23 protein-coding genes are annotated in these 25,752 nt (G+C 59.6%); 22 read left to right on the forward strand and 1 reads right to left on the reverse strand.

Features of this window, described 5'->3' with window-relative positions; translation table 11 throughout:
- The first annotated feature begins 1 nt into the window (after position 1).
- The 15 genes from bamA (at position 2) to ispD (ending at position 18,594) form a co-directional block, all read left to right on the forward strand.
- Positions 2–2,377 carry an outer membrane protein assembly factor BamA gene (bamA, locus tag CAF79_RS07720; RefSeq protein ID WP_085697331.1) on the forward strand — a complete coding sequence of 792 codons (2,376 nt, stop codon included), beginning with the start codon at positions 2–4 and terminating at the stop codon, positions 2,375–2,377.
- Positions 2,378–2,422: 45 nt separating this feature from the next.
- On the forward strand, positions 2,423–2,926 hold the full coding sequence (locus CAF79_RS07725; protein ID WP_003222140.1) for an OmpH family outer membrane protein: 504 nt from the start codon (positions 2,423–2,425) through the stop codon (positions 2,924–2,926).
- 3 nt (positions 2,927–2,929) lie between these two features.
- Positions 2,930–3,985 (forward strand): UDP-3-O-(3-hydroxymyristoyl)glucosamine N-acyltransferase, encoded by a 1,056-nt coding sequence (gene lpxD, locus CAF79_RS07730; protein WP_085697332.1) that lies wholly within the window; start codon positions 2,930–2,932, stop codon positions 3,983–3,985.
- A 106-nt stretch (positions 3,986–4,091) separates the two neighbouring features.
- Entirely contained in the window at positions 4,092–4,532 is a 441-nt protein-coding gene (gene fabZ, locus CAF79_RS07735) for a 3-hydroxyacyl-ACP dehydratase FabZ (protein WP_003222142.1), read from the forward strand.
- Positions 4,529–5,305, forward strand: coding sequence for an acyl-ACP--UDP-N-acetylglucosamine O-acyltransferase (gene lpxA / locus CAF79_RS07740; RefSeq protein ID WP_085697333.1), 777 nt, complete (start codon positions 4,529–4,531; stop codon positions 5,303–5,305). The genes fabZ and lpxA overlap by 4 nt, the downstream gene beginning before the upstream one ends.
- Before the next feature lie 2 nt (positions 5,306–5,307).
- The gene (gene lpxB, locus CAF79_RS07745) at positions 5,308–6,438 is read left to right on the forward strand and encodes a lipid-A-disaccharide synthase (RefSeq protein WP_085697334.1); all 1,131 of its coding nucleotides are present in this window, start codon (positions 5,308–5,310) and stop codon (positions 6,436–6,438) included.
- Between the two features lie 11 nt (positions 6,439–6,449).
- Positions 6,450–7,076 carry a ribonuclease HII gene (gene rnhB, locus CAF79_RS07750; RefSeq protein WP_139832574.1) on the forward strand — a complete coding sequence of 209 codons (627 nt, stop codon included), beginning with the start codon at positions 6,450–6,452 and terminating at the stop codon, positions 7,074–7,076.
- A 76-nt stretch (positions 7,077–7,152) separates the two neighbouring features.
- The gene (gene dnaE / locus CAF79_RS07755; RefSeq protein ID WP_085697336.1) at positions 7,153–10,674 is read left to right on the forward strand and encodes a DNA polymerase III subunit alpha; all 3,522 of its coding nucleotides are present in this window, start codon (positions 7,153–7,155) and stop codon (positions 10,672–10,674) included.
- 139 nt (positions 10,675–10,813) lie between these two features.
- A complete protein-coding gene (locus tag CAF79_RS07760) occupies positions 10,814–11,761 on the forward strand; it encodes an acetyl-CoA carboxylase carboxyltransferase subunit alpha (protein ID WP_064379018.1) in 948 nt (315 codons plus the stop codon).
- A gap of 147 nt (positions 11,762–11,908) precedes the next feature.
- The gene (tilS, locus tag CAF79_RS07765) at positions 11,909–13,237 is read left to right on the forward strand and encodes a tRNA lysidine(34) synthetase TilS (RefSeq protein ID WP_085697337.1); all 1,329 of its coding nucleotides are present in this window, start codon (positions 11,909–11,911) and stop codon (positions 13,235–13,237) included.
- A 274-nt stretch (positions 13,238–13,511) separates the two neighbouring features.
- Positions 13,512–15,143, forward strand: coding sequence for a CTP synthase (locus CAF79_RS07770; protein ID WP_085697338.1), 1,632 nt, complete (start codon positions 13,512–13,514; stop codon positions 15,141–15,143).
- Positions 15,144–15,148: 5 nt separating this feature from the next.
- Positions 15,149–15,994, forward strand: a complete 846-nt coding sequence (gene kdsA / locus CAF79_RS07775; protein ID WP_085697339.1) for a 3-deoxy-8-phosphooctulonate synthase — start codon at positions 15,149–15,151, stop codon at positions 15,992–15,994.
- Positions 15,995–16,150: 156 nt separating this feature from the next.
- Positions 16,151–17,440 (forward strand): phosphopyruvate hydratase, encoded by a 1,290-nt coding sequence (gene eno / locus CAF79_RS07780; RefSeq protein WP_085697340.1) that lies wholly within the window; start codon positions 16,151–16,153, stop codon positions 17,438–17,440.
- 171 nt (positions 17,441–17,611) lie between these two features.
- Positions 17,612–17,890, forward strand: coding sequence for a cell division protein FtsB (gene ftsB, locus CAF79_RS07785; RefSeq protein ID WP_085697341.1), 279 nt, complete (start codon positions 17,612–17,614; stop codon positions 17,888–17,890).
- Positions 17,887–18,594 carry a 2-C-methyl-D-erythritol 4-phosphate cytidylyltransferase gene (gene ispD / locus CAF79_RS07790; protein ID WP_085697342.1) on the forward strand — a complete coding sequence of 236 codons (708 nt, stop codon included), beginning with the start codon at positions 17,887–17,889 and terminating at the stop codon, positions 18,592–18,594. Before ftsB ends, ispD begins: the two co-directional genes overlap by 4 nt.
- Here ispD and CAF79_RS07795 read toward each other — a convergent pair.
- Entirely contained in the window at positions 18,591–19,487 is an 897-nt protein-coding gene (locus CAF79_RS07795; RefSeq protein WP_007954817.1) for a LysR substrate-binding domain-containing protein, read from the reverse strand. The genes ispD and CAF79_RS07795 overlap by 4 nt on opposite strands.
- Before the next feature lie 115 nt (positions 19,488–19,602).
- Here CAF79_RS07795 and CAF79_RS07800 point away from each other — a divergent pair, with 115 nt between their 5' ends.
- From CAF79_RS07800 to CAF79_RS07830, 7 genes are all read left to right on the forward strand, one after another.
- Positions 19,603–20,715: an S-(hydroxymethyl)glutathione dehydrogenase/class III alcohol dehydrogenase gene (locus tag CAF79_RS07800; protein WP_085697343.1), complete on the forward strand. Its 1,113-nt coding sequence runs from the start codon at positions 19,603–19,605 to the stop codon at positions 20,713–20,715.
- A 55-nt stretch (positions 20,716–20,770) separates the two neighbouring features.
- Entirely contained in the window at positions 20,771–21,616 is an 846-nt protein-coding gene (gene fghA / locus CAF79_RS07805; RefSeq protein WP_085697344.1) for an S-formylglutathione hydrolase, read from the forward strand.
- A 43-nt stretch (positions 21,617–21,659) separates the two neighbouring features.
- Positions 21,660–22,133 (forward strand): 2-C-methyl-D-erythritol 2,4-cyclodiphosphate synthase, encoded by a 474-nt coding sequence (ispF, locus tag CAF79_RS07810; protein ID WP_064593803.1) that lies wholly within the window; start codon positions 21,660–21,662, stop codon positions 22,131–22,133.
- The gene (gene truD, locus CAF79_RS07815; protein ID WP_011332702.1) at positions 22,130–23,188 is read left to right on the forward strand and encodes a tRNA pseudouridine(13) synthase TruD; all 1,059 of its coding nucleotides are present in this window, start codon (positions 22,130–22,132) and stop codon (positions 23,186–23,188) included. The genes ispF and truD overlap by 4 nt, the downstream gene beginning before the upstream one ends.
- Complete coding sequence (gene surE, locus CAF79_RS07820) at positions 23,176–23,925, forward strand: 5'/3'-nucleotidase SurE (RefSeq protein ID WP_085697345.1); 750 nt, start codon at positions 23,176–23,178, stop codon at positions 23,923–23,925. Before truD ends, surE begins: the two co-directional genes overlap by 13 nt.
- 41 nt (positions 23,926–23,966) lie before the next feature.
- Positions 23,967–24,602, forward strand: a complete 636-nt coding sequence (locus CAF79_RS07825) for a protein-L-isoaspartate(D-aspartate) O-methyltransferase (protein ID WP_170844894.1) — start codon at positions 23,967–23,969, stop codon at positions 24,600–24,602.
- A 211-nt stretch (positions 24,603–24,813) separates the two neighbouring features.
- On the forward strand, positions 24,814–25,695 hold the full coding sequence (locus tag CAF79_RS07830; protein WP_085697346.1) for a peptidoglycan DD-metalloendopeptidase family protein: 882 nt from the start codon (positions 24,814–24,816) through the stop codon (positions 25,693–25,695).
- Positions 25,696–25,752: the final 57 nt, after the last annotated feature.

Raw genomic sequence — 25,752 nt, forward strand, 5'->3', positions numbered from 1 at the left:
CATGAAACGTCTGCTGCTAACTGCGGTTCTCACCGTATTGATGATCGCCGAAGTTCACGCCGAGTCCTTCACTATCTCTGATATTCGCGTCAATGGCCTCCAGCGGGTCTCCGCGGGTAGCGTCTTTGGTGCCTTGCCGTTGAACGTCGGCGAGCAGGCGGATGATCGTCGCCTGGTGGAATCCACTCGTGCGTTGTTCAAAACCGGTTTCTTTCAAGATATCCAGCTGGGCCGCGAAGGCAACGTTCTGGTGATCACTGTCGTCGAGCGTCCCTCGGTCGCCAGTATCGAGATCGAAGGCAACAAGGCGATCTCCACCGAAGACCTGATGAAGGGCCTCAAACAATCCGGTCTGGCCGAAGGCGAAATCTTCCAGCGCGCGACCCTCGAAGGTGTTCGTAACGAGCTGCAACGTCAATATGTTGCGCAAGGTCGTTACTCGGCGACCGTCGATACAGAAGTGGTCTCGCAGCCGCGCAACCGTGTCGGTCTGAAAGTGAAGATCAACGAAGGCACCGTCGCAGCCATTCAGCACATCAATGTGGTAGGCAACACGGTTTTCCCCGAGGAAGACCTGACCGACCTGTTCGAACTGAAAACCACCAACTGGCTGTCGTTCTTCAAGAACGACGACAAGTACGCCCGTGAAAAGCTGTCCGGTGACCTGGAGCGTCTGCGCTCCTACTACCTGGACCGCGGCTATATCAACATGGATATCGCTTCGACCCAGGTGTCGATCACCCCGGACAAGAAGCACGTCTACATCACCGTCAACATTAACGAAGGCGAAAAGTACACCGTTCGTGACGTCAAACTCAGCGGTGACCTGAAAGTCCCTGAAGACCAGGTCAAGTCGCTCTTGCTGGTGCAGAAAGGTCAGGTGTTCTCGCGCAAGCTGATGACCACCACGTCCGAACTGATCACCCGTCGTCTGGGTAACGAGGGTTACACCTTCGCCAACGTCAACGGCGTGCCACAACCGCACGATGAAGATCACACCGTCGATATCCTGTTTGCTGTCGATCCGGGCAAGCGTGCCTACGTCAACCGCATCAATTTCCGTGGCAATACCAAGTCCGAGGACGAGGTGCTGCGTCGTGAAATGCGTCAGATGGAAGGTGGCTGGGCTTCGACCTACCTGATCGACCAGTCCAAGACTCGTCTGGAGCGTCTGGGCTTCTTTAAAGAAGTCAACGTTGAGACCCCGGCCGTGCCAGGTGTCGACGACCAGGTTGACGTGAACTACAGCGTTGAAGAACAGGCTTCCGGTTCGATCACCGCCAGCGTCGGTTTCGCCCAGAGCGCCGGTCTGATCCTCGGTGGTTCGATCACCCAGAACAACTTCCTCGGTACTGGTAACCGTGTGAGCGTGGGCCTGACCCGCAGCGAATACCAGAGCCGCTACAACTTCGGCTACGTTGACCCCTACTGGACCGCCGATGGCGTGAGCCTGGGTTACAACGCGTTCTACCGCACCACCGACTACAAAGACCTCGACGTCGACGTAGCGAGCTATGCGGTAGACAGCCTGGGTGCCGGCGTGAACGTGGGCTACCCGATCAGCGAGACTTCGCGTCTGACCTTCGGTCTGTCCGCTCAGCAGGACGAGATCAAGACGGGTACCTACACCGTTGACGAGATTTTCGACTTCGTTAACAAGGAAGGCGACAAGTACCTGAACTTCAAGGCTTCGGCCGGCTGGTCCGAATCCACCTTGAACAAGGGTGTACTGCCGACCCGCGGTCGTTCCCAGAGCCTGACGCTGGAAACCACCATTCCAGGCAGCGATCTGTCGTTCTACAAACTTGATTACCGTGGCCAGCTGTTCCAGCCGATCAGCGAAAACTACACCCTGCGTCTACACACCGAACTGGGTTATGGCGACGGTTACGGTTCGACCGACGGCTTGCCGTTCTATGAAAACTACTATGCTGGTGGTTTCAACTCGGTCCGTGGTTTCAAAGACAGCACCCTTGGCCCGCGAAGCACGCCAAGTACGGGTAGTAACCCAGGCACCCTGAGAGACCCGGACCAGGATCCGCTGCCGTTCGGTGGTAACGTCCTGATCCAGGGCGGTGTTGAAGTTCTGTTCCCGCTGCCGTTCGTCAAGGATCAGCGTTCCCTGCGTACTTCGGTATTCTGGGATGTCGGTAACGTATTCGACTCCAAGTGTTCCGATACTACGAACGCCAACGGTACGAAATCGAACACCCAATGCAACGACATCAGTCTGAGCAACATGGCCAGTTCCGTCGGTGTCGGCGTAACCTGGGTCACCGCACTGGGCCCGCTGAGTTTTGCGCTGGCGATGCCGATCAAGAAACCGGATGACGCTGAAACTCAAGTGTTCCAATTCTCCCTCGGCCAGACGTTCTAAGCGTCTGACCCAAGACAACGACAATGGATTTTGTAGGAGTGCATCGTGCGTAAGTTGACTCAATTGGTTCTTCTGGCCTCCGTACTGGTGGCAGGTCCGGCATTTGCCGACATGAAAATCGCTGTTCTGAACTATCAGATGGCTCTGCTGGAATCTGACGCGGCCAAGAAATACGCCGTGGACGCCGAGAAGAAGTTCGGCCCGCAACTGACCAAGCTCAAGACCCTGGAGAGCAGCGCCAAGGGCATTCAGGACCGTCTGATGGCCGGTGGCGACAAGATGCAGCAAGGCGAGCGCGAGCGTCTGGAGCTCGAGTTCAAGCAAAAGGCCCGTGACTTCCAGTTCCAATCCAAGGAACTGAACGAAGCCAAGGCTGTTGCCGACCGCGAAATGCTCAAGCAACTGAAGCCGAAACTGGATAGCGCAGTGGAAGAAGTTATCAAGAAAGGTGGTTTTGACCTGGTGTTCGAGCGTGGCGCAGTCATCGATGTCAAACCTCAGTACGACATCACGCGCCAGGTTATCGAGCGCATGAATCAGCTGAAGTAACCCATGACCGTGACCATCAAGCTCGGCCAGTTGGCCGAGCTCCTCGGCGCTACCCTGAGTGGCGACCCCGAGAAGCAAATTACTGGGCTAGCCACCTTGCAGGAGGCTGGCCCAGCTCAGTTGAGCTTTCTGGCAAACCCTCAATACCGTAAATACCTGGCTAACTCGCAAGCCGCGGCCCTGTTGCTCAAGGCTGCCGACGCCGAAAGTTATGCCGGTGATGCGCTGGTGGTGCCGGATCCTTATCTGGCTTACGCACGCATTTCCCATTTGTTCGATCCGAAGCCCAAGGCAACTGCCGGCGTTCACTCGACGGCGGTGATTGCCGAGGATGCCGTGGTCGATCCGAGCGCCAGTATCGGTCCCTTCGTGGTGATCGAGTCCGGTGCGCGAATCGGCGCAGACGTAACGCTCGGTGCGCATTGCGTCGTCGGTGCCCGAAGCGAAATCGGTGAGGGCGGCTGGCTGGCACCCCGGGTCACGCTGTATCACGACGTACGCATCGGCAAACGTGTGGTGATTCAGTCCGGTGCCGTGCTTGGCGGTGAAGGCTTCGGCTTTGCTAACGAGAAGGGCATCTGGCAGAAAATCGCCCAGATCGGTGGCGTGACCATCGGCGACGATGTGGAGATCGGCGTGAATACCGCCATCGACCGCGGCGCACTGGCCGATACCGTGATCGGCAATGGCGTGAAGCTAGACAACCAGATTCAGATCGCCCACAACGTGCAGGTCGGTGACCACACCGCCATGGCCGCGTGCGTGGGGATTTCCGGCAGCACCAAGATCGGCAAGCACTGCATGCTCGCCGGGGGGGTTGGCCTGGTAGGGCACATCGATATTTGCGACAACGTATTCCTGACCGGAATGACCATGGTGACCCACTCGATTACCGAGCCGGGCGCCTACTCTTCCGGCACAGCTATGCAACCTGCGGCCGAATGGCGCAAAAGCGCGGCCCGTATTCGTCAGCTCGATGACATCGCGCGACGTTTGAAACAGCTGGAAAAGCGGTCCGGGGAAGTGACCCCTGACGGTAATGCTTCATCTGAAGGCTGATACCATTTCCATATCAAGTGTGCACAGCCTCTGGACTGCCTCCTTGATTTGCTAGAGGAGTGCGCGTCAGTCGCGCTCCCAATCTTTACATAGGCTTCCCCCCGAAATGATGGACATCAACGAGATTCGCGAATACCTGCCTCACCGTTACCCGTTCCTGCTGGTGGACCGGGTAGTGGAGCTGGATACGGAAGGCAAGCGCATTCGCGCCTACAAGAATGTCAGCATCAACGAACCGTTCTTCAATGGTCACTTCCCTGCGCACCCGATCATGCCGGGCGTGCTGATCATCGAAGCCATGGCTCAGGCTGCCGGGATCCTTGGTTTCAAGATGCTTGACGTGAAACCCGCCGACGGCACCCTCTACTACTTCGTCGGTTCCGACAAACTGCGCTTCCGCCAGCCAGTGCTGCCGGGCGATCAGTTGATCCTCGAAGCCAAGTTCATCAGTTGCAAGCGTCAGATCTGGAAGTTCGAATGCCAGGCTTCGGTCGATGGCAAGCCGGTCTGCTCGGCTGAAATCATCTGTGCGGAACGCAAGCTATGAGTTTGATTGACCCTCGCGCAATCATCGATCCGTCGGCCGTCCTGGCTGATGGCGTCGAGGTCGGCCCGTGGTCGATCATCGGTGCAGGTGTGGAAATCGGCGAGGGAACGGTCATCGGGCCACACGTGATCCTCAAAGGTCCGACCCGTATCGGCAAGCACAACCGCATCTACCAGTTTTCCTCGGTAGGCGAAGACACGCCGGACCTGAAATACAAGGGCGAAGAAACCCGCCTGGTGATTGGTGACCACAACGTCATCCGCGAAGGCGTGACGATTCACCGTGGCACCGTTCAGGATCGGTCCGAAACGACCCTGGGCGATCACAACCTGATCATGGCCTATGCCCACATCGGCCATGACAGCGTCATCGGCAATCACTGCATCCTGGTCAACAACACCGCGCTGGCCGGCCATGTGCACGTCGCTGACTGGGCGATTCTGTCCGGTTTCACCCTGGTGCATCAGTATTGCCATATCGGCGCCCACAGCTTTTCCGGCATGGGCACTGCGATCGGCAAGGATGTACCAGCGTTCGTCACCGTATTTGGCAACCCGGCCGAAGCGCGCAGCATGAACTTCGAGGGCATGCGCCGTCGCGGTTTCAGCGAAGACGCCATTCACGCTCTGCGCCGCGCGTACAAAACCGTGTATCGCCAGGGTCTGACAGTCGAACAGGCGCTGGCCGAACTGGCCGAACCCTCTGCCCAGTTCCCGGAAGTCGCGATGTTCCGTGACTCCATCCAGTCGTCGACTCGCGGCATCACCCGCTGACCATGGCCAATCTGCGTATTGCGCTGGTGGCGGGGGAGGCTTCCGGTGACATTCTGGGCGCCGGGCTGATGCGCGCCCTCAAGGCACAGCATCCTGCGGTGGAGTTCATCGGTGTCGGCGGTCCGTTGATGCAGGCCGAGGGCCTGACCTCCTATTTTCCGATGGAGCGTTTGTCGGTCATGGGGCTGGTGGAAGTCCTGGGGCGGCTGCGTGAACTGCTCAAGCGCCGCAAGGACCTGATCGCGACGCTTATCGCTGAAAAACCGGATGTATTCATCGGCATCGATGCGCCGGACTTCAACCTCAATATCGAACTCAAGCTGCGTCAGGCCGGGATCAAGACCGTGCACTACGTCAGCCCTTCGGTGTGGGCATGGCGGCAGAAGCGGGTCCTGAAGATCCGCGAAGGCTGCGACCTGATGCTCACGCTGCTGCCATTCGAAGCCAGATTCTACGAAGAGAAGGGCGTACCGGTGCGGTTCGTCGGCCATACGCTGGCCGACACCATTCCACTGGAGGCCGATCGCAGTGCGGCGCGTGCCGAACTCGGTCTGCCGGACGGTCCGCTGGTGGCTTTGATGCCCGGCAGTCGGGGCGGCGAAGTCAGTCGTCTGGGTGCGCTGTTCCTCGATACCGCCCAACGTCTGCGTGCCATGCGTCCCGGCGTGCGTTTCGTCATACCGTGCGCCAACCCCGAGCGTCGTGCCCAACTCGAAGAGCTGCTGGCCGGTCGCGATCTGCCGGTGACCCTGCTCGATGGCAAATCCCATCTGGCCCTGGCAGCTTGCAATGCGGTACTGATCGCGTCGGGTACGGCAACCCTGGAAGCGCTGCTGTACAAACGTCCGATGGTCGTGGCCTACCGGCTTGCGCCGCTGACGTTCTGGATTCTCAAACGCATGGTCAAGAGTCCGTACGTGTCCCTGCCGAACCTGCTGGCTCAGCGATTGCTGGTCCCGGAATTGTTGCAGGATGATGCGACGGTCGAAGCGCTTGCCCAGACCCTGTCGCCTTTGATCGACGGTGGCGAAGAGCAGACTCGTGGCTTCGACGAGATCCATCGCACTCTGCGCCTGGACGCTTCCAATCAGGCGGCTGACGCCGTTCTGAACCTGATCGGGCAAACACGATGAGCAAGACAAGCATGCAGATGGGCCTGGATTTCACCTTGGTCGCCGAAGTCGAAGAACTGGTGGCCGGTGTCGATGAAGTCGGTCGCGGCCCGTTGTGCGGTGCGGTCGTCACGGCGGCGGTGATCCTCGACCCGAACCGCCCGATTCTCGGTCTCAACGACTCGAAAAAACTCACCGAAGCCAAGCGCGAAAAGCTTTACGACGAAATCTGCGAGAAGGCTTTGAGCTGGTGCATCGCCCGCGCCGAAGTCGAAGAGATCGACGAACTGAACATCCTTCATGCCACCATGCTGGCCATGCAGCGCGCGGTCGCCGGCCTGCACATCCAGCCGAAACTGGCGATGATCGATGGCAATCGCTGCCCGAAACTGCCGATGCGTTCCGAAGCGGTGGTCAAGGGCGACAGCAAGGTCCCGGCCATCGCCGCGGCCTCGATTCTGGCCAAGGTCAGCCGCGATCGCGAGATGACGGCGTTCGAATTGATCTATCCGGGTTACGGCATCGGTGGCCACAAAGGTTACCCGACGCCCGTTCATCTGGAAGCGCTGGTGCGTTTGGGGCCGACGCCGATTCATCGGCGTTCTTTTGCCCCGGTTCGGCAGGCTTATGAAGCGCTGGAAGGCCTGACGCCGGTTTAGCGGCGAGGCTGATGTTTTATTCGAGGCCCGGTACAATCCGGGCCTTGTTGTCTCTATGTAACTGGACAGGATCACTATGCCGGCTTCATTCGTTCATCTACGCCTGCACACTGAATACTCCCTGGTCGACGGGCTGGTGCGGATCAAACCGCTGGTCAAGGCCCTGACCGGCATGGGCATGCCGGCCGTTGCGGTGACCGATCAGAACAACATGTGTTCGCTGGTCAAGTTCTATAAAAACACCATGGGCGCCGGGATCAAGCCGATCTGCGGCGCCGACCTGTGGCTGTCGAACAAGGACCCCGATGGTCCGCTGAGCCGCATCAGCCTGCTGGTCATGAATGCCCAGGGCTATCGCAACCTGACCGAGCTGATTTCCCGTGGCTTCATCGAAGGTCAGCGCAACGGCATGATCATCATCGAGCGCGAATGGGTCGCCGAGGCCAACGAAGGCCTGATCATGCTGTCCGCCGCCAAAGAGGGCGAGATCGGCATGGCCATGATCGGCGGCAATCCCGCCGAGGCCGAAACCCTGACGCGCGAATGGATGGCGGTGTTCCCGGATCGTTTTTATCTGGAAGTCCAGCGCACCAACCGTCCGAACGATGAAGAACAGCTGCACGGCGCCGTCGCCCTGGCCGACAAGCTCGGTGCTCCGCTGGTCGCCACCAACGATGTGCGGTTCATCAAGCAGGAGGATTTCGAGGCTCACGAAACCCGCGTCTGCATCGGCGAAGGCCGGGCCCTCGACGATCCGCGCCGTTCAAAGAACTACAGCGACCAGCAGTATCTGAAAAGCGCCGAGGAAATGGCCGAGCTGTTCAGCGACCTGCCGGATGCGGTGGAAAACACCGTCGAGATCGCCAAGCGCTGCAACATCGACGTGAAGCTGGGCAAGCACTTCCTGCCTGACTACCCGATCCCCGATGGCATGACCATCGACGAGTATTTCCGCAAGGTGTCGTTCGATGGTCTGGAAGAGCGCCTCAGCGTGCTGCTGCCCAAGGACACCACCGAAGATTACGAGGCCAAGCGTCAGGTCTACGTCGACCGGCTGAATTTCGAGCTGGATATCATCATTCAGATGGGGTTCCCCGGTTACTTCCTGATCGTGATGGACTTTATCCAGTGGGCCAAGAACAACGGCGTGCCGGTGGGACCGGGCCGGGGGTCGGGTGCCGGATCGCTGGTGGCCTATGTACAGAAGATCACCGACCTCGACCCGTTGGAATATGACTTGCTGTTCGAACGTTTCCTCAACCCGGAACGGGTATCGATGCCCGACTTCGACGTCGACTTCTGCATGGATGGTCGCGACCGGGTGATCGATTACGTGGCCGAAAAATACGGTCGCAACGCTGTAAGCCAGATCATCACTTTCGGTTCCATGGCGGCGAAGGCTGTGGTCCGCGACGTTGCGCGGGCCCAGGGCAAGTCGTTCGGCCTGGCGGATCGCCTGTCGAAGATGATTCCGTTCGAAGTCGGCATGACCCTGGAAAAGGCCTACGAACAGGAAGAAATCCTGCGCGACTTCATCAAGGTCGATGAAGAAGCGGCGGAAATCTGGGAAATGGCACGCAAGCTCGAAGGTGTGGTGCGTAACGTCGGTAAGCACGCCGGTGGTGTGGTGATCGCGCCGACCAAACTGACCGACTTCTCGCCGATCTATTGCGACGAGGCCGGCGACGGTCTGGTAACCCAGTTCGACAAGGACGACGTCGAGGCAGCGGGTCTGGTGAAGTTCGACTTCCTCGGCTTGCGGACCCTGACGATCATCGACTGGGCGCTCAAGACCATCAACCGCGACCGCGCCAAGGTCAACGAGCCACCGCTGGACATCGCGTTCATCCCGCTCGATGACAAGCCGACTTATCAGCTGCTGCAAAAAGCTGAAACCACCGCGGTGTTCCAGCTTGAATCCCGTGGCATGAAAGAGCTGATCAAAAAGCTCAAGCCCGACTGCCTCGAAGACCTGATCGCACTGGTGGCCCTGTTCCGTCCGGGCCCGCTGCAATCGGGCATGGTGGATGACTTCATCAACCGTAAGCACGGTCGCGCGGAACTGGCGTATCCGCACCCGGATTACCAGTACGAAGGCCTGCAACCGGTGCTGGCGCCGACGTACGGCATCATCCTGTATCAGGAACAGGTGATGCAGATCGCCCAGGTCATGGCCGGTTACACCCTCGGTGGTGCGGACATGCTGCGTCGGGCGATGGGTAAAAAGAAACCTGAGGAAATGGCCAAGCAACGCGGCGGTTTCATCGAGGGTTGCGCGAAGAACAACATCGACGCGGATCTGGCCGGTAACATTTTCGACCTGGTAGAGAAATTCGCCGGTTACGGCTTCAACAAATCCCACTCCGCCGCCTACGGTCTTGTGTCGTACCAGACTGCCTGGCTGAAGGCTCACTACCCGGCGCCGTTCATGGCTGCGGTACTGTCGGCGGATATGCACAACACCGACAAGGTCGTGACCTTGATCGAGGAAGTGCGCACGATGAAGCTGCGGCTCGACGCGCCGGACGTGAACACTTCGGAGTTCAAGTTCACGGTGAACGACGAAGGCCGAATCGTGTATGGTCTGGGCGCAATCAAAGGCGTCGGCGAAGGCCCGGTGGAGGCGATCACCGAGGCCCGTCAGGCCGGTCCGTTCAAGGATCTGTTCGACTTCTGCGCCCGGGTCGACCTCAAACGCATCAACAAGCGCACGCTGGACGGTCTGATCCGCAGCGGCGCGCTGGATCGCCTCGGTCCGTTCTTCCATGACGAGCAAAAGGCTTATCAGGCCAATATCGACCGCAATCGCGCGGTCTTGCTGGCGGCGATGGAAGAAGCCATCAAGTCGGCCGAACAGACTGCGCGCACCCGAGACAGTGGTCATGCCGACCTGTTCGGCGGGTTGTTCGTCGAGGAAGACGCAGACGTTTACGCGCTGCATCGCAAGGCCAAGGAGTTGACCCTCAAGGAACGCCTCAAGGGTGAAAAGGACACTCTTGGCCTGTACCTGACCGGCCATCCGATCGACGAATACGAAGGTGAAATCCGCCGGTTTGCCCGTCAGCGCATCATCGACCTGAAACCGGCCCGGGACACCCAGACCGTGGCGGGGATGATCATTGCCCTGCGGGTGATGAAGAACAAGAAGGGCGACAAGATGGGCTTCATCACCCTCGACGACCGCTCCGGGCGGATCGAGGCGTCGCTGTTCGCCGATGCGTTTCACTCCGCGCAATCGCTGCTTCAGACCGATGCGATGGTGGTGGTCGAAGGTGAGGTCAGCAACGATGACTTCTCCGGTGGCCTGCGGCTGCGGGTCAAGCGGGTGATGAGCATGGAAGATGCGCGCACCAACCTCGCCGAGAGTCTGCGCCTGAAGTTGCAGACCCAGGATCTTAAAGGCGATCAGCTACGCTGGTTGGGTGATTTGCTCAAGCGTCATCGCGGGGCGTGCCCGATCACCATGGAATACACCAGTCCCGATGCGAAGACCTTGCTGCAGTTTGGCGAGACCTGGCGGATCGACCCGGCGGATGCCTTGATTCAAGCCCTGCGTGACCAGTTCGGGCGAGACAACGTCTTCCTCCAATACCGTTGACCGGCAGGTGCAATCAAAGCGCCTGCCCACAACCTGAATTTTTAATCTCGACCTCAGCGCGCCTCTCCCTTAAGGTAGGGCGCGAATAGACAACCGGCCGGCCCAAGCTCATTTGGGACACGACCCAAGACGGACGCCTATGAACCCGAATTTTCTAGATTTCGAACAGCCGATCGCCGACCTGCAAGCCAAGATCGAAGAGTTGCGCTTGGTCGGTAATGACAATTCGCTGAATATCGGCGATGAGATCTCCCGCCTGCAGGACAAGAGCAAGACGCTGACCGAAGACATCTTCGGCAAGCTGACCAGCTGGCAGATCGCACGTCTGGCGCGTCACCCGAAACGTCCTTACACCCTGGACTACATCGACCACATCTTCACCGAGTTCGACGAACTGCACGGTGACCGTCACTTCTCCGACGACGCAGCCATTGTGGGCGGCGTGGCACGTCTGGAAGACCAGCCAGTGATGGTGATCGGTCACCAGAAGGGCCGTGAAGTGCGTGAAAAGGTACGCCGCAACTTCGGCATGCCGCGTCCGGAAGGCTACCGCAAGGCTTGCCGCCTGATGGAAATGGCCGAGCGTTTCAAGATGCCGATCCTGACCTTCATCGACACCCCGGGCGCCTACCCAGGGATCGACGCCGAAGAGCGCAACCAGAGCGAAGCGATCGCCTGGAACCTGCGCGTCATGGCTCGTCTGAAAACCCCGATCATCGCCACCGTGATTGGTGAAGGTGGTTCGGGCGGCGCACTGGCGATCGGCGTGTGCGACCAGTTGAACATGCTGCAGTACTCGACTTACGCGGTGATCTCGCCGGAAGGTTGCGCTTCGATTCTGTGGAAAACCGCAGAGAAGGCGCCGGATGCTGCTGAAGCGATGGGTATCACCGCCGAGCGTCTGAAAGGCCTGGGCATTGTCGACAAAGTGATCAGCGAGCCTCTGGGCGGCGCTCACCGCGACCCGGCTGCGGCCGCCGCATCGATCCGCGCCGAGCTGAGCTCGCAACTGGCGATGCTGAAGAAGTTCGACAACGAAGCGCTGCTCAAGCGTCGTTACGATCGTCTGATGAGCTACGGCCTCTGATCGAACGCCGTTTTGGCTGACAATGCAAAACACTGTGGGAGCGGGCTTGCCCGCGAATGCGATGTAACATTCAACAACTGTGTTGGCTGTTTCACCGCTTTCGCGAGCAAGCCCGCTCCCACATTTGGTTTGTGAAAAGGTAGAAAAATGGGTCAGCCCTCGATTGATTTGCCTTCCAGGCTTCTGCGCAGTCTCACGCCCTGGCTCGATGCGGCTCATTGGCGTATCGCTTTCTCGGGCGGCCTCGACTCCACCGTCCTGCTGCACCTTCTGGCAACTCTCGCCAAATCCGAATCCCTTCCGCCGCTACGCGCAATCCATGTTCATCACGGTCTTCAGGCCGCGGCCGATGCGTGGCCGGCGCATTGCCAGGCTGTCTGTGATGCCTTGGGCATTCCATTGCAGATTGTTCACGTGACTGTGCAAAAGGGCGCCAGCCTTGAGCGTGCGGCGCGGGATGCTCGTTATGCGGCATTCACTTCGGCGACTCGGATCAATGATGTCTTGATGACGGGCCAGCACCGCGACGATCAGGCCGAAACGCTGTTGTTCCGCCTGCTGCGTGGCGCCGGTGTGCGCGGGCTGTCCGGAATGCCGGCCACGCGAGCGCTGGGGCAGGGCAGTCTGGTTCGGCCGTTGCTCGACGTCACGCGTTCAGAGCTGCAAGCCTATGCACAGGACCATGGCCTGCTCTGGGTCGAGGATCCGTCGAATCAGGATCGACAGTTTTCGCGCAACTACCTGCGCCACCAGGTCATACCGCTGCTGGCTGGTCGCTGGCCTCAGGCTCACGCCAGCATGGCCCGCAGTGCGGCGCATCTGCGTGAGGCGCAAGGCTTGCTCGATGAGCTGGCGCAAATCGATCTGGCTCAAGCGAGCATGCCCGGTGGTTTCGAGTGGTCAGGATTGCCATCACTGGAGTTTGCGGCGATCGCGGGCTTGTCCGATGCCCGTCAGCGAAACGCTCTCAGTCACTGGCTTGAGCCGCTGACCCGACTGCCGGATACCGACCATTGGTCGGGTTGGATCGACCTGCGCGATGCCGGTAACGATGCCGCTCCGGTGTGGCGTCTGGCGGATGGCGAGCTACACCGAAGCGTCGGTCGTCTGTGGTGGCTCAGCGGGCAATGGTTGCGTACGCCGGTGGTCAGCGGCAGCTGGCACGACCTGTCGTCAGCGCTACGCTTGCCCCATAACGGGCGTGTCACGTTCATCGGCCAGACTCCCGTGGGGCCGCTGCAAATCCGCTACCGTCAGGGCGGCGAGGTGATGGATCTGGCAGGGCGCGGTCATCGCGATCTCAAGCGCCTGCTCAATGAGCGCGCGGTGCCGGGTTTCGTGCGTGGCAGATTGCCGCTGCTGTTTCGCGATGAAGAATTGCTCGCCGTGGCGAACCTGCCGGGGCTCGACGGCAATGCGCTGCAAGGCTGGCGATTGCATTGGCAGCCTTCGGACGAAGATCAAGGTTTGAGATGAAGGGGGCATTCCGGTAGACTACGCTCCCTTCTTGATACAACTTCTGTGGATTCGCCTGAATTGCAGGAGTTGCCGATTACCAAGCAGTCTTTGCTGGGCGATTCCAAAAAATGTGTAGCGAGCAACGTACCGGTGTTTTCACTTCCGGTCTGTCCCAACGCGGCGGTTTTTTTGAAAGGTGCACTGTGATTAATGCAGGTGATCGGGGGCTTCGGCCTTCCTTCGCTTTCCCCGGCGGCTCGGACCGCTTTAACGCAGACTTCTAGGGTTTTTCATGACGCGCTACATATTCGTCACGGGCGGTGTTGTTTCTTCTTTGGGGAAAGGCATTGCATCGGCTTCATTGGCGGCCATCCTGGAGGCGCGGGGGCTTAAGGTCACCATGCTGAAGCTGGATCCGTACATCAACGTCGACCCGGGCACCATGAGCCCGTTCCAGCACGGTGAAGTGTTCGTCACCCACGACGGCGCCGAGACCGACCTGGACCTGGGCCACTACGAGCGGTTCATCCGCACGACCATGACCCAGAACAACAACTTCACCACCGGCCGTGTCTACGAGCACGTGCTGCGCAAAGAGCGCCGTGGTGACTACCTGGGTGCAACCATCCAGGTGATTCCGCACATCACCGACGAAATCAAGCGTCGCATCATCAAGGGTGCCGGCGATGCCGACGTGGCCCTGGTGGAAATCGGCGGTACCGTTGGCGACATCGAATCGCAACCGTTCCTCGAAGCCATTCGCCAGTTGCGTGTGGAAGTCGGTTCCAAGCGCGCGATGCTGATGCACCTGACCCTGGTTCCGTACATCGCCACCGCTGGCGAAACCAAGACCAAGCCAACCCAGCACTCGGTAAAAGAGCTGCGTTCGATCGGTCTGCAGCCAGACGTGCTGATCTGCCGTTCCGACCATCCGGTGGATGTGTCGTCGCGTCGCAAGATCGCGTTGTTCACCAACGTTGAAGAACGTGCGGTGATCTCCCTGGAAGACGTCGATACCATCTACAAGATCCCGGCCGTGCTGCACGCTCAGGGTCTGGACGATTTCGTCGTCGAGCGATTCGGCCTGCAATGCAACGGCGCCGACCTGTCCGAGTGGGAAAAGGTCGTCGATGCCAAGCTCAATCCAGAGCACGAAGTCACCATCGCGATGGTCGGCAAGTACATGGAGCTGCTGGACGCCTACAAATCGCTGATCGAAGCGATGAGTCACGCCGGCATCACCAACCGTACCAAGGTCAACCTGCGCTATATCGATTCCGAAGACATCGAGAACCAGGGCACCGCGCTGCTGGAAGGCGTCGACGCGATTCTCGTTCCGGGCGGCTTCGGTCTGCGTGGCGTGGAAGGCAAGATCACTGCCGTTCAGTACGCTCGCGAAAACAAGGTTCCGTACCTGGGTATCTGCCTGGGCATGCAAGTGGCGGTCATCGAGTTCGCCCGTAACGTGCTGGGCTGGAAAGATGCCAACTCCACCGAGTTCGATCGCGCCAGCGGCCATCCGGTTGTCGGTCTGATCACCGAGTGGGAAGACGCCACCGGCGCCGTTGAAGTGCGTACCGAAGCGTCCGACCTGGGCGGCACCATGCGCCTCGGCGCTCAGGAATGCCTACTCGAACCCGGCTCCAAGGTGCACGACTGCTACGGCAAGGATGTGATTGTCGAGCGTCATCGTCACCGTTACGAAGTGAACAACAACCTGCTGCCGCAGATCATCGAGGCCGGCCTGAAGATTTCCGGTCGTTCTTCCGATGCCGCGCTGGTTGAAGTGGTCGAAGCACCGGATCATCCATGGTTCGTCGCTTGCCAGTTCCACCCAGAGTTCACCTCGACGCCACGCGATGGCCATCCGCTGTTCAGCGGCTTCGTCAAAGCAGCATTGGCTCAACATCAGAAGAAGGCGTAACCCCGATGGCACAGAAGATCATCCGCGTCGGCGACATCGAGATTGCCAACGACAAGCCCATGGTGCTGTTCGGTGGCATGAACGTGCTGGAAAGCCGTGACATGGCCATGCAGGTTTGCGAAGAGTATGTGAGGGTCACCGAAAAACTAGGTATCCCTTACGTGTTCAAGGCCAGTTTCGACAAGGCCAACCGTTCTTCTGTGACCTCCTATCGCGGTCCTGGCCTGGAAGAGGGCATGCGCATCTTCCAGGACATCAAACAAGCCTTCGGCGTGCCGATCATCACCGACGTCCACGAGCCTGACCAGGCCGCAGTCGTCGCCGAGGTCTGCGACATCATCCAGCTGCCGGCCTTTCTGTCGCGCCAGACCGATCTGGTTGTCGCGATGGCCAAGACCAATGCCGTCATCAACATCAAGAAAGCCCAGTTCCTCGCACCTCAGGAAATGAAACACATCCTGAACAAGTGCGTGGAAGCGGGTAACGATCAGTTGATCCTCTGCGAGCGCGGTTCGAGCTTCGGCTACAACAACCTCGTGGTCGACATGCTCGGCTTCGGCATCATGAAGCAGTTCGAGTACCCGGTATTCTTCGACGTGACCCATTCGCTGCAGATGCCGGGCGGTCGTTCCGACTCCGCCGGCGGTCGCCGCGCCCAGGTCACCGACCTGGCCAAGGCTGGCATGAGCCAGTCGCTGGCGGGCCTGTTCCTCGAGGCGCACCCGGATCCGGACAACGCCAAATGCGACGGCCCTTGCGCCTTGCGTCTGGACAAACTGGAGCCATTCCTGGCCCAGCTCAAAGCCCTGGACGAACTGGTGAAGAGTTTTCCGACGGTAGAAACCGCGTAAACCTCAATTCTCCGGTAAAGTACCGCACGATTTGTCGCTCATGCCCTCGGGTATGAGCGTTGTCGTCTGCAAGCTGCCCGTTGCACAACACTTGCCGACGGTAAAAAGATTTCCTCTAGCTGCGTCGTTTTCGTCAACTTTGGAGTGTTTACAACAATGGCAAAAATCGTCGACATCAAAGGTCGTGAAGTTCTCGACTCCCGTGGCAATCCCACCGTGGAAGCGGACGTGCTTCTCGACAACGGCATCATCGGCAGCGCCTGCGCGCCGTCCGGTGCATCCACTGGCTCGCGTGAAGCGCTCGAGCTGCGTGATGGCGACAAGAGCCGTTATCTGGGCAAGGGCGTGCTCAAGGCGGTAGCCAACATCAACGGTCCGATCCGCGATCTGCTGCTGGGCACCGACCCAAGCGACCAGAAAGCCCTGGATCACGCGATGATCAAGCTGGACGGTACTGAAAACAAAGCGACCCTGGGCGCCAACGCCATCCTCGCCGTCTCCCTGGCTGCGGCCAAGGCAGCTGCACAGGATCAGGACCTGCCGCTGTACGCTCACATCGCCAACCTGAACGGCACCCCGGGCGTTTACTCGATGCCGGTTCCGATGATGAACATCATCAACGGTGGCGAACATGCCGACAACAACGTCGACATCCAGGAATTCATGGTTCAGCCGGTCGGCGCCAAGTCTTTCTCGGAAGGCCTGCGCATGGGCACCGAGATTTTCCATCACCTGAAAGCCGTTCTGAAGGCCCGTGGCCTGAGCACTGCCGTGGGTGACGAAGGCGGTTTCGCGCCGAACCTGGCTTCCAACGAAGACGCGCTGAAAGTGATTTCCGAAGCCGTTGCCAACGCTGGTTACAAGCTGGGCACCGACGTGACTCTGGCTCTGGACTGCGCGGCCAGCGAGTTCTTCGAAGACGGCAAGTACAACCTGTCCGGCGAAGGCCAGGTGTTCACCGCTGAAGGTTTCGCCGACTACCTCAAAGGTCTGACTGAACGTTACCCGATCATCTCGATCGAAGACGGTCTGGACGAGTCCGATTGGGCTGGCTGGAAGATCCTCACCGACAAGATCGGCGCCAAGACCCAACTGGTTGGCGACGACCTGTTCGTGACCAACACCAAGATCCTGAAAGAAGGCATCGACAAGAAGATCGCCAACTCGATCCTGATCAAGTTCAACCAGATCGGCACCCTGACCGAAACCCTGGAAGCCATCCAGATGGCCAAGGCTGCCGGTTACACCGCCGTGATCTCGCACCGTTCGGGCGAAACCGAAGATTCGACCATCGCCGACCTGGCCGTGGGTACTTCGGCTGGCCAGATCAAGACCGGCTCTCTGTGCCGTTCCGACCGCGTTTCCAAGTACAACCAACTGCTGCGTATCGAAGAGCAGTTGAATGGCAAGGCCAAGTACAACGGTCGCAGCGAGTTTCGCGGCTGAGCAGTAAATGATAGAAAGACACCGGATTGTGTCGGAAAAGTCGTGACAGCGATGGATTTGCCACTAATCTGATGCCTTATATGCACAAGCCTGGATATTCCAGGCTTCGTGCTATCAGATGCTTCAAAGTTTTGGCGTGGCTGTCTTTTTTCACTGGATACCTGATATTCGATGCGCAGTCCTTACTGGTTGTTTCTCGTCTTGCTCTTGCTGCTGGCCGGTCTGCAGTACCGCCTGTGGGTGGGCAATGGCAGTCTGGCGCAAGTCGCCGAGCTGAATCAGCAGATTGCTGAACAGCACGCCGAGAACGAAGCCTTGCTGGAGCGCAACCGGGTGATGGACGCTGAAGTCAGCGAGTTGAAGAAAGGCATGGAGACCGTTGAAGAGCGGGCTCGTCACGAACTGGGCATGGTCAAGGACGGCGAAACCCTTTACCAGTTGGCCCAATGATCGATTCCCTGCCGGCCTTCTGGGCCGTGATTCCTGCCGCGGGCATCGGTGCCCGTATGGCCGCGGACCGTCCCAAGCAATATCTGCAACTGGGCGGGCGCACAATTCTCGAACACAGCCTCGGCTGTTTCCTCGATCACCCGAGCCTCAAGGGGCTGGTGGTCAGTCTTGCCGTCGATGACCCTTACTGGCCGAACCTGGCCAGCGCCAGCGATCCGCGAATTCAGCGGGTCGACGGTGGAGCCGAACGTTCCGGCTCGGTACTCAATGCCTTGCTTCATCTGCATGCCCAAGGTGCCGACGATGAGGATTGGGTGCTGGTGCACGATGCGGCACGGCCCAATCTGAGCCGTGACGATCTCGACAAACTGCTCGCTGAACTGGCAAACGATCCGGTCGGCGGCTTGCTGGCCGTGCCGGCGAAGGACACCCTGAAACGGGTCGACAAACACGGTCGAGTGTTGGAAACCGTGGATCGCAGCGTGATCTGGCAAGCCTATACGCCGCAGATGTTCCGACTCGGTGCCTTACACCGGGCTTTGGCTGACAGTCTGGTGGCGGATGCAGTCATCACCGATGAAGCTTCGGCGATGGAGTGGGCCGGGTTGGCGCCGCGCCTGATCGAAGGCCGCGCGGATAATCTGAAAGTCACCCGCCCCGAAGATCTCGAATGGTTGCGCCAGCGCTGGGCCAATCGTCGTTAAATCCGGTACTCCGGCCGCTCGGCCAAACCTTCCTTGAGAAAATCCACCAGCTTGCGCACCTTGGGCGACAAGTGCCGCTGCTGTGGATACAACGCCCACACTGCCGTATTCGGCGGTTGATGCGCCTCCAACAAAGAAATCAACGCACCGCTGTGCAGATGTTCCAGCACGTAATAGTCCGGCAGCTGACACAATCCGACGCCTTGTAAGGCTGCATCCAGCACTGCTTGCCCACTGTTGCAGCGCCAGTTTCCCTGCACCCGTTGGGAAAATTCCCGCCCGTTTTGTTCAAGCTGCCAGATGTCCGAGCTGCCGATCAGGCAATTGTGTCGCCCTAGTTCCGACAGGCTGTGTGGGCGCCCGTACCGTTCCAGGTAGGAGGGCGACGCACACAAATACATGCGCCGCGGTGCCAGTCGGGTCGCCACCAGCCGGGAATCCTGAAGACGCCCCAGACGTATCGCCAGGTCCAGGCCTTCGTGCACCAGATCGAGTTGACGGTTGGTCAGTTCGATGTCGATGCGCAGTTGCGGGTAGTGACCCATGAAGCGCGTCACCAGCGGCACGATGAAGCGTTCGCCATACGCCACGGCGCAGGTCATACGCAGCATGCCTTTGGGTTCGCTGGTCAGGTCGCCGACTGCGCGCAACGCTTCTTCGCGACCGTCCTGCAGGCGTTGACAATGTTGCAGGAAGGTCTGGCCGGCTTCGGTCAGTGTGACGCGCCGGGTGCTGCGGTACAGCAGTCGCGTCTGCAAACGCTCTTCCAGTCGTACGATTTGTCGACTGATGTGCGAGGAAGAAACGCCCAGGCGTTCGGCAGCCGCGGTGAATTGGCTGCATTCGGCAACGGCGACGAACTCGTCGATGCCTTCCCAGCGGTTTTCAGACATCGGGATTATCCCTGTATGGCAATAATGTTTTGCTTTTGCCCGGATTATTCATCAAGCGGCGCTGGACTACACTCCTTGTCTGGTTTTTATTCAATGGATTCACTGGAGAGTCAGCATGATCAAGTCGCGCGCCGCCGTTGCCTTCGAGGCCAAGAAGCCGCTGGAAATCGTAGAAGTCGATGTCGCCATGCCCAAGGCCGGTGAAGTGTTGCTGCGCGTGGTGGCTTCCGGGGTTTGCCACACTGACGCTTACACCCTGTCCGGTGCTGACCCGGAAGGTATCTTCCCGTCGATCCTCGGCCACGAGGGTGGCGCCATCGTTGAAGCGATCGGCGAAGGCGTGACTTCCGTGGCCGTCGGCGACCACGTCATTCCGCTGTACACCCCGGAATGCGGCCAGTGCAAGTTCTGCAAGTCGGGCAAGACCAACCTGTGTCAGGCCATTCGCACCACCCAGGGCAAGGGCCTGATGCCGGACGGCACTTCGCGCTTTTCCTACAAGGGCCAAACGATTTTCCACTACATGGGTACCTCGACGTTCTCCGAGTACACCGTGCTGCCGGAAATCTCCGTGGCCAAGATCTCCAAGGATGCGCCGCTGGAAAAGGTCTGCCTGCTCGGTTGCGGCGTGACCACCGGGATCGGTGCGGTGATCAACACCGCCAAGGTCAAACCGGGCGACACCGTGGCCATCTTCGGTCTCGGCGGTATCGGTCTGTCGGCGGTGATTGGTGCAGTGAAGGCCAAGGCTTCGCGCATCATCGCCATCGACATCAACCCGGCCAAGTTCGAAATCGCCAAGCAACTGGGTGCCACCGACTGCGTGAACCCGAAAGACTTCGATCGTCCGATCCAGGAAGTGATCGTCGACATGACCGATGGCGGCGTCGACTTCTCCTTCGAATGCATCGGCAACGTGCAACTGATGCGCGCAGCCCTCGAGTGCTGCCATAAAGGCTGGGGCGAGTCGGTGATCATCGGCGTGGCCGGTGCTGGCCAGGAAATCGCCACCCGTCCATTCCAGTTGGTGACCGGTCGCGTCTGGCGCGGTTCGGCGTTCGGCGGCGTGCGTGGCCGTACCGAATTGCCAAGCTATGTCGACATGGCACAGAGCGGCGAAATCCCGCTGGACACCTTCATCACCCACACCATGGGCCTGGAAGACATCAACAAGGCCTTCGACCTGATGCACGAAGGCAAGAGCATCCGTACCGTCATTCATTTCTGATCAATCGCGATGCCACGGTTGCCAGTGTGCAGCCGTGGTTGCGTAGGAGTCCTACATGAGTCTGGAAAACATCTCCTGTCAGAAAAGTTTCGGCGGCTGGCACAAACGCTATCGGCATCGATCCGAGGTGCTGGGCTGCGACATGGTGTTCGCCGTGTACCTGCCGCCGCAGGCAGAGCAGGGCGGCAAGTTGCCGGTGCTGTACTGGCTGTCGGGCCTGACCTGCACGGACGAGAACTTCATGCAGAAAGCCGGCGCGATGCGTATGGCGGCCGAACTCGGCCTGATCATCGTGGCGCCGGACACCAGCCCGCGTGGCCCGGATGTACCGGGGGATCCTGACGGGGCCTGGGATTTCGGTCTCGGTGCCGGGTTCTATCTGAATGCCACGCAGGAACCATGGTCGCGTCACTATCGGATGCATGACTATGTCGTGCAGGAATTGCCTTCACTGGTTGAAGCGCATTTCCCGGCCTCGGACAAGCGCAGCATCAGCGGCCACTCCATGGGCGGTCACGGTGCGCTGGTCTGTGCGTTGCGCAATCCGGGACGTTACCAGTCGGTGTCAGCGTTTTCGCCGATCAACAATCCGATGGATTGCCCGTGGGGTCAGAAAGCGTTCAGCCGCTATCTGGGCGAAGACCGTTCGAAATGGCGCGAATGGGATGCCTGTGCACTGATCGCCGACGCGGACGAGAAACTGCCTTTGCTGGTTGATCAGGGTGACCGCGACGACTTCCTCGCCACCCAGCTCAAACCCGAAGCCCTGCAACAAGCGGCAAAGCAAGCGGGTCATCCGCTGACGTTGCGCCTGCAACCGGGCTACGACCACAGCTATTTCTTCATTGCGAGCTTCATTGACGACCACTTGCAGCATCACGCGCGCGCTCTGAAGGGTTAATGCAGGTAGAATCACGCCCTGACAAAATTCGGGGCGTTTTTTTATGCGTATTGGCCACGGCTATGATGTGCACCGTTTCGCTGAAGGCGATTTCATTACTCTGGGCGGCGTGCGAATCGCACACGGCTTCGGGCTGCTCGCTCACTCCGACGGTGACGTCCTGCTGCACGCCTTGAGCGATGCCTTGCTCGGCGCGGCTGCGCTGGGTGATATCGGCAAGCATTTCCCGGACACCGACCCGCAATTCAAGGGCGCCGACAGTCGTGTGCTGCTGCGGCATGTGGTCAGCCTGATCCACGCCAAAGGCTGGAAGGTCGGCAACGTCGACAACACCATCGTTGCTCAGGCCCCCAAAATGGCCCCCCATATCGAATCGATGCGCGCGCTGATTGCCGCGGATCTGCAAGTAGAACCGGATCAAGTGAACGTGAAAGCCACCACCACCGAGAAGCTCGGCTTCGTCGGTCGCGAAGAAGGCATTGCCGTGCATTCCGTTGCCTTGTTGCTGCGCGCATGAACGAACTGCAACTGCTTGGCCCGCGGGCCTATGGTGACGCCCTTGGCACCGCGGTACTGAAAGCCATCGCCGAAGATTTCCAGGTCGATGAAGTGCTCGACATTCCCTTCAGCGGTGATGGTGAGCACCTGTGGATCTGGGTGGAAAAGCGCGGTCTGAACACCGAAGAAGCGGCACGACGCATCGCCAAGGCTGCCGGCGTGCCATTGCGTACGGTCAGCTATGCCGGCCTGAAGGATCGTCAGGCGCTGACCCGCCAGTGGTTCAGCGTGCAACTGCCGGGCAAGGCTGATCCGGATCTGTCGGCGGCGGAAAACGATACGCTGAAAATCCTCAAGACCACACGACACAAGCGCAAGCTGCAACGCGGTGCGCATTCGGCCAACGGTTTCACCTTGCGCCTGACCCAGTTCAATGGCGACAAAGCCGCCATCGACGAGCGTCTGCAACTGATCGCCAAACAAGGTATCCCGAACTACTTCGGCGCTCAGCGTTTCGGCCATGATGGCGGCAATGTCGTCGATGCCCGTTCGTGGGCGGCGCGCAAGGCACTGCCGGAGCAGCGCAACGTGCGTTCGCGCCTGCTGTCGACCGCGCGCAGTTTTCTGTTCAATCAGGTACTCGCGGCGCGGGTGGCCGATGGCACCTGGCAACGTGCCCAGGTCGGCGATCTGCTGGCGTTCACCGACAGCCGCAGCTTTTTTCCGGCAGGTGAAGCCGAGTGCAGTGACCCGCGTCTGGCGATTCTCGACCTGCACCCGACCGGCCCGCAGTGGGGCGAAGGTGACTCGCCGGCGGCAGGGGTTGTCCATGATCTGGAGCAGGGGATTGCCGCACGCGAGGCGGATCTGCGTGATTGGTTGATTAATGCCGGTATGAGCCACGAACGTCGCATCCTGCGGCTGCCCATTGGCGGGTTGACGTGGCATTATCCCGAGCCTGACATTCTGCAACTGGAATTCGTCCTCCCGGCCGGATGCTTCGCCACCGTATTGGTGCGCGAACTCGTTGATCTGGTGCCGGTGGGGCAGACGGACAGCCCATGCGTATTCTGATTTCTAACGATGATGGGGTGACTGCGCCCGGTCTTGCCGCGCTTTATGCTGCGCTGGCGGATTACACCGAGTGCGTGGCTATCGCCCCGGAACAGGACAAGAGCGGTGCCAGCAGTTCGCTGACACTCGACCGTCCGTTGCACCCGCAATACCTGGACAACGGTTTTATCAGCCTCAATGGCACGCCGACCGACTGCGTCCACCTGGGGCTCAACGGTTTGCTGGAACGCGTGCCGGACATGGTGGTTTCGGGCATCAACCTCGGCGCCAACCTGGGTGATGACGTGCTGTATTCCGGAACGGTGGCAGCCGCCCTCGAGGGCCGCTTTCTCGAGCGCCCGTCGTTTGCCTTCTCGCTGGTTTCGCGGCTGGTCGACAACCTGCCTACGGCGGCCTACTTTGCGCGCAAACTGGTCGAAGCCCACGCCAGGCTCGATCTGCCACCGCGCACGGTGTTGAACGTGAACATTCCTAATCTGCCGATCGATCGCATTCGCGGCATTCAACTGACCCGTCTCGGCCATCGCGCCCGTGCGGCGGCACCGATGAAAGTCGTGGATCCGCGCGGCAAGGCCGGTTACTGGATCGCGGCGGCAGGTGACGCGGAAGACGGCGGGCCGGGTACCGATTTCCATGCGGTGATGCAGGGTTACGTATCCATCACTCCGTTGCAGCTCGATCGCACCTTCAATGATGCCTTCAGAAGTCTCGACGGCTGGCTGGAGGGGCTCAATTAATGGCTCGTGAACAAGACGACAGGCTGCGCAGCGGCATCGGGATGACGTCCCAGCGAACCCGAGAGCGCCTGATTCAGCGTCTGTACGAAGAGGGTGTTTCCAACGCCAGCGTGCTGGAAGTGATCCGTCGGACCCCGCGACACCTGTTCGTCGATGAAGCGCTGGCACACCGTGCCTACGAGGACACCGCACTGCCGATCGGCAACAACCAGACCATTTCCCAGCCTTATATGGTGGCGCGCATGAGCGAACTGCTGCTGGAGGCCGGGCCGCTGGATAAGGTACTGGAGATCGGCACCGGTTCCGGTTATCAGACGGCGGTGCTGTCGCAACTGGTCGAGCGGGTGTTCTCGGTGGAGCGCATCAAGGTGCTGCAGGATCGGGCCAAGGAACGCCTGGTCGAGCTCAACCTGCGCAACGTAGTGTTTCGTTGGGGTGATGGCTGGGAAGGCTGGCCGGCGCTGGCGCCGTACAACGGCATCATTGTCACTGCGGTGGCGACCGATGTGCCTCAGGCTTTGCTGGATCAACTGGCACCGGGCGGGCGGATGGTAATCCCGGTCGGCTCGGGTGAAGTGCAGCAATTGATGCTGATCGTGCGCGAAGAAAACGGCTTCTCCCGGCACGTTTTGGGGGCGGTACGTTTCGTGCCATTGCTCAACGGTCCGCTGGCCTGAGCATTTGTTCCAGGATGCTGAATTCCTGTCGAACGTGCCTGTCTTACAGCGGCAGTGAATGTTTAAACAGGATGGATCGTCTACAGGCAAACGTGTGCGCCGAGCGATAGCGCTTCTATAAAGGTAAAGCCGGTTGCGCCCGTTATACTTGCGAAGTTTCATGCCGGAATCGGCACTCCACATTTTTCAGCCACCACAAAGGGAGCGGCGGGTGAGTCTCACAGTCATTGCGCAGCGTATGGGTAACACGAGCTTTCAGCGCCTGGTGACTGGCCTTGTCTTGAGCACCTTGCTGGTCGGTTGCTCCAGCACAAAATCGAACAACGTCCGGGTCGTCGATCGCAACAATTCGGTGGCCCAACGTCCGGTCGTAACGACCGGGCAGTATGTAGTCCGTCCGGGCGATACGTTGTTTTCCATCGCTTTTCGCTACGGCTGGGACTACAAAGCCCTCGCCGCCCGGAACAATATTCCTACGCCATACACGATACATCCGGGTCAGACGATTCGCTTCGACGGTCGCACCGGTTCAACGCCGACGGCGGTCGTCAGCAACTCCGGTTCTTCAGCGTCTTCGTCCAGCAAAACCACGGTTATCCGGCGTCAGGCAAATGGCACGACGACCACCACAACCACGGGTTCCGGGGCCGCTTCCACGGCGGTTGTACCGTCCGTCGCCAGCAAGCCCTCGCCTGCTCCACTGCCTCCACCGGGCCCGGCCCCGACCGGCTGGGGATGGCCATCTAATGGCATTCTGATTGGTAAATTCTCTTCAAACGGTAGTTTGAATAAAGGAATTGATATCGCCGGAGATTTGGGACAGCCTGTTTTAGCTGCGTCTGATGGGACGGTGGTTTACGCCGGGAGTGGCTTAAGGGGCTACGGCGAATTAGTCATCATCAAACACAGCGAAACCTACGTCAGTGCTTACGGACACAACCGTCGGCTGTTGGTACGGGAGGGGCAGCAGGTCAAGGTCGGACAGACAATTGCCGAAATGGGGTCAACGGGTACAGACCGGGTGAAACTGCATTTTGAGATTCGCCGACAAGGTAAACCTGTAGATCCGCTGCAGTTCCTGCCAAGACGTTGATTTGCAGACCAGCCTGTTTCTTCACGTAGAGGGGACAGGCTCCAGCGTTGCCAAGGA

The organism is Pseudomonas sp. B26(2017) (genome assembly GCF_002113045.1).
Lineage (GTDB): Bacteria > Pseudomonadota > Gammaproteobacteria > Pseudomonadales > Pseudomonadaceae > Aquipseudomonas.

Excerpts from the sequence above, each read along its gene's own strand:
- bamA (WP_085697331.1), top strand. The coding sequence starts at position 2 with ATGAAACGTCTGCTGCTAACTGCGGTTCTCACCGTATTGATGATCGCC.
- lpxD (WP_085697332.1), top strand. The coding sequence starts at position 2,930 with ATGACCGTGACCATCAAGCTCGGCCAGTTGGCCGAGCTCCTCGGCGCT.
- fabZ (WP_003222142.1), top strand. The coding sequence starts at position 4,092 with ATGATGGACATCAACGAGATTCGCGAATACCTGCCTCACCGTTACCCG.
- lpxA (WP_085697333.1), top strand. The coding sequence starts at position 4,529 with ATGAGTTTGATTGACCCTCGCGCAATCATCGATCCGTCGGCCGTCCTG.
- lpxB (WP_085697334.1), top strand. The coding sequence starts at position 5,308 with ATGGCCAATCTGCGTATTGCGCTGGTGGCGGGGGAGGCTTCCGGTGAC.
- rnhB (WP_139832574.1), top strand. The coding sequence starts at position 6,450 with ATGCAGATGGGCCTGGATTTCACCTTGGTCGCCGAAGTCGAAGAACTG.
- dnaE (WP_085697336.1), top strand. The coding sequence starts at position 7,153 with ATGCCGGCTTCATTCGTTCATCTACGCCTGCACACTGAATACTCCCTG.
- CAF79_RS07760 (WP_064379018.1), top strand. The coding sequence starts at position 10,814 with ATGAACCCGAATTTTCTAGATTTCGAACAGCCGATCGCCGACCTGCAA.
- tilS (WP_085697337.1), top strand. The coding sequence starts at position 11,909 with ATGGGTCAGCCCTCGATTGATTTGCCTTCCAGGCTTCTGCGCAGTCTC.
- CAF79_RS07770 (WP_085697338.1), top strand. The coding sequence starts at position 13,512 with ATGACGCGCTACATATTCGTCACGGGCGGTGTTGTTTCTTCTTTGGGG.
- kdsA (WP_085697339.1), top strand. The coding sequence starts at position 15,149 with ATGGCACAGAAGATCATCCGCGTCGGCGACATCGAGATTGCCAACGAC.
- eno (WP_085697340.1), top strand. The coding sequence starts at position 16,151 with ATGGCAAAAATCGTCGACATCAAAGGTCGTGAAGTTCTCGACTCCCGT.
- ftsB (WP_085697341.1), top strand. The coding sequence starts at position 17,612 with ATGCGCAGTCCTTACTGGTTGTTTCTCGTCTTGCTCTTGCTGCTGGCC.
- ispD (WP_085697342.1), top strand. The coding sequence starts at position 17,887 with ATGATCGATTCCCTGCCGGCCTTCTGGGCCGTGATTCCTGCCGCGGGC.
- CAF79_RS07795 (WP_007954817.1), bottom strand. The coding sequence starts at position 19,487 with ATGTCTGAAAACCGCTGGGAAGGCATCGACGAGTTCGTCGCCGTTGCC.
- CAF79_RS07800 (WP_085697343.1), top strand. The coding sequence starts at position 19,603 with ATGATCAAGTCGCGCGCCGCCGTTGCCTTCGAGGCCAAGAAGCCGCTG.
- fghA (WP_085697344.1), top strand. The coding sequence starts at position 20,771 with ATGAGTCTGGAAAACATCTCCTGTCAGAAAAGTTTCGGCGGCTGGCAC.
- ispF (WP_064593803.1), top strand. The coding sequence starts at position 21,660 with ATGCGTATTGGCCACGGCTATGATGTGCACCGTTTCGCTGAAGGCGAT.
- truD (WP_011332702.1), top strand. The coding sequence starts at position 22,130 with ATGAACGAACTGCAACTGCTTGGCCCGCGGGCCTATGGTGACGCCCTT.
- surE (WP_085697345.1), top strand. The coding sequence starts at position 23,176 with ATGCGTATTCTGATTTCTAACGATGATGGGGTGACTGCGCCCGGTCTT.
- CAF79_RS07825 (WP_170844894.1), top strand. The coding sequence starts at position 23,967 with ATGACGTCCCAGCGAACCCGAGAGCGCCTGATTCAGCGTCTGTACGAA.